This window comes from Desulfocurvus sp. (assembly GCF_023230885.1).
GTDB lineage: Bacteria > Desulfobacterota > Desulfovibrionia > Desulfovibrionales > Desulfovibrionaceae > Desulfocurvus.
In genome coordinates this window covers 1-3,398 of record NZ_JALNWM010000265.1, presented here as the reverse complement: position 1 = coordinate 3,398, position 3,398 = coordinate 1, and the positions used below count along the sequence as shown (strand labels likewise).

The 3,398-nt window shown below is 65.2% G+C and carries 3 protein-coding genes; all 3 read right to left on the bottom strand.

The annotated features are described in order from the left end of the window. On the bottom strand, positions 1-650 hold a 650-nt coding region (locus tag M0P34_RS14420), incomplete at its 3' end, for an HK97 family phage prohead protease (RefSeq protein WP_291500359.1). Continuing rightward, positions 631-1,869: a phage portal protein gene (locus M0P34_RS14415; RefSeq protein ID WP_291500357.1), complete on the bottom strand. Its 1,239-nt coding sequence runs from the start codon at positions 1,867-1,869 to the stop codon at positions 631-633. The genes M0P34_RS14420 and M0P34_RS14415, both read right to left, overlap by 20 nt. Continuing rightward, positions 1,869-3,398, bottom strand: a 1,530-nt coding sequence (locus M0P34_RS14410) for a terminase TerL endonuclease subunit (protein ID WP_291500356.1), incomplete at its 5' end; no start/stop codon positions are given. The genes M0P34_RS14410 and M0P34_RS14415, both read right to left, overlap by 1 nt.

The window sequence follows — 3,398 nt, the reverse complement described above, 5'->3', positions numbered from 1 at the left end:
GCACCCCCGTTATGGGCATCCTCGGCGTCACGCAGAGGCAGGGCCTTGAATCCTTCGGCCAGAACGGCCTTGGCCTGTGACCTGGAGAACCCGGCCTCACGCAGGGCCCTCTCGGCGAACCGGATGTCCGGCACGCCCTTCACTTGATCCACCCGCGCCCTGGCGTTGGCCGGAAAGGTCACGGGGCTGATCTCGATGAGTTCGATACGCTTGAGCCTGCGGCGGGGTTCACCCGGCTTGCCGCCCGGCGTCCATTCCCGGGCCACGTAGCCGATGGACAAGCCGTCGATGGCCGGCCGGGGTTCCATGCGCATCAGGGAGTGAACCTCGCGCCCGCGCGGAGTCTCGGCCAGTCGGCCGGTTACGCGCAGGCCCACTTCGTCCTCGGCGATGTCCGTCCAGATGCCGATGGGCGTCAGGTCCTGCGCGCCGAGTCCGAGTCCGCCGTGCTGCAGGAGCATGACCGGCCAGGCGGCCTTGCCCGCTCCGGCGTCGGTCAGGCTTTGCGTGAACGCCCCGGGCAGGATCACGTCGCCGTAAGCGTCCACGTTGCCGAACACGGCTCCGTATCCGGAAAAGGTCATCTGCTCGGCGTCGGTTCCGCCGGAAGCGAACTTGAGTTCCTTCAGGCTACAGTTGAGGCGCTGCATCGGCGGTATCCTCAGCGTTGTCATCGTCTTCCGGCTCGGCCGGATCGGTCATATTGAGGGGCACGCGGTAGCGTTCGCCGCCGTCGTAGGGATTCATGTCCTCGTACTCGCGCACCTCATTGGGATTCATGGCCCCGATGCCGTACATCCGGGCGTAGAACTCGGCTCGGTCCTTGGCCGCGCCGCGCAGGAGGCCGTTGAGCATGAACTTGGCGTAGAGCCCCTGGCGGCGCTCCTCCTCGCTGAAGAGGTTCTTGGCGATGCTCGTTTCGATGCGGCGGCACCAGGGCGAGAGCGTGTGGACCACGTGGGCCAGGAACATCTGCTCGGCGCTGGCGTAGGTGGCGGTCTTGTCAGAATATCCCACCATGATGGGCAGCACGCGGAAGGCCCGACAGATTTCCTCGACCTGAAACTTGCGGGTCTCCAGGAACTGGGCCTGGTCGTTGGGCGCGGTCATGGAAGTGAACTTCATGCCGCCCCAGAGCACGGCGGTCTTGAAGGCGTTCCCGCCGCCGGCGTGCCTTGCCTCCCAGGACTTGCGCAGGGCCAGGCGCTGCTCCTCGTTCAGGACCTGATCCGTGGACAGGACGCCGCCGACCACGGCCCCGTTGGAGAACAGCCGCGCTCCATGTTCCTCGGTGGCCAGAGACAGCCCGATGGCCTCCCGGGCGAGGCGTACGCCTTCGAGTCCCATCCAGCCGTTCCAGGACGGCCCACGCAGATGCCACATCTCGGAAGCGGAAAGTCCAATGCGGCGGCCGTCGTCGGTGGTTACCTCATAGGAGATTACGTAGCCGTCGCGCTTCACGGTCACCTGCTGCGGCTCGTAGGGGAGTAGTTCCACAACGCGGCCCAGTCCGCGATTCACAAACACAAAGGCGTTGCCGCAGAACACCAGGTGCATGACCACCTGCTCGATGAACTCGAAGCTGGTCTGCCAGTCGTTGGGCGCGTCCCCGAGCAGGCCGTACAACGGGTGGTCGTCGGCCGGGGTGCGCACGCCGCCTTGTGAGCGAAAGACCTTGAGCGGCACCTGGGCCAGCCCCTCGGCGATGACCCGGGCGCAGGCCAGGGCCGTAGTGGCTTGCAAAGCCGTCTTCCAGGTCACGGCCACGCCGCTCTTGGCGGGCTGGGTGAAGAAGCCGTCGGCCAGGAGGTCCTCCAGGGCCATCCGCGATGCCGACTTGCGGCCCTTGAGCCAGGAGATGACGCCCATCAGTCCCAGACCTCCATGCCGACAAACGGTTCTTCCGCATGAAGCATGGCGCGGGAAAGGGCCATGATGGCGGCCACGATACCGTCGATTTTGTTTTCGGCGCGTTCCTTGCCCGGATAATAGGCCTTGGTCCTGGTGGAGCGCAGCACCACGTTGGCGGCCTGCCAGGCCAGCAGCGGATCGCCGTCGTGGCGCAGCTTGCCCGAAAGGTAGAGGGCCTCGAATTCCTTCATGGGCTCGGAGATGAACGCCGGAGACTGGTTGATCTCGATGCAGGAAAAGGACACCCGCTCGCGGATCTCCTGCATGAGCATCTCGGCCTCGCGCGGGTCGTAGGCCAACTCTCGGATGGAGAAGCGGTCGGCGTATGCCAGCAGGTCGTCCATGAGATAGTGGTAATCGGTGCGTGCGCCGGGCGTGGCCACCAGATGCCCCTCGGCCACCCAGCGCTGGTAGTGGACGTTTTCGGGAAGGGTGACCGTCTCCTCCGGCAGGTAGTGCCTGCCGAAGAGATAGAATTCGTCCCCGCGCCTGAAGAGCAGCACCATGGCGGTGAGGTCCACCTTGGAGGCCAGGTCCACACCGACCCAGCAGGGCTCGCCTGCGAAGTCGTCCAGGGAGACGTCCGCCCGGCAGGCGTTCCATTTGACCATGTTGATCCAGGCCGAGCCGGCGTTGGCCCAGACGTTCAGGTGCTTGCACTTGAGGATGTTCTGGCGGGAGGCGATCTGCAGGGCCTCCTTGCGCCGGGCCTGGAGGAAATCGGGGTAGACCGAGACGCCCAGGTTCGGATTGGCCTTTTCCCAGGACGGCCACTCGGTCCAGTCGTCGTCTTCGTCGATGGTGAACACGATGGCGAACAGCTGGTCGTTTTCCAGAGAACCTTCGAGGACCTTCACCGCCTCGTCGCGTTTGGCGTAGCAGGGGCCGGAGGTATCCACGCCGGCGGTGGTGATCACTGCCAGCATAGGCTGGGAGCGCGCACCCATGCCGGTGAGCATGGTGTCGTAGAGGTCGGGCGTCTGGTGCTCGTGGTATTCGTCCACAATGGCGCAGTGGGGCGAGGCTCCGTCGCCGGGCTTGCCGATGACCGGCTCGAACTTGCTGGCGTTGTCCAGAATGTGCAGGTTCTTGGCCCCGACATGGATGCCGAAGTGGCTGACGAAGGAGGGATTTTTCAGGCACATCTGACGGGCCGGACCGAAGACCTCCCAGGCCTGCTTCTCGCTGGTGGCCCCGGAATAGACCTCGGCCCCGGGCTCGTCGTCGGCCGCGAACATGTACAGGCCGATGCAGGCCCCGAGCACGGACTTGCCGGATTTTCTCGGGATCTCGGCGTAGATTTCACGGAAACGGCGCAGTGCGTCCGCCTTGCGCACCCAGCCGTAGGCTACGGCCAGGATGAAGCACTGCCAGGGTTCGAGGACGATCTTCTTGCCCGCCCATTCCCGGCCTTTCACATGCACCATGTTGGAGGCGAAGCGGCAGATGCGTTCAGCCGCCTCCCGATCCCAGCGGAAGGGGTAGTC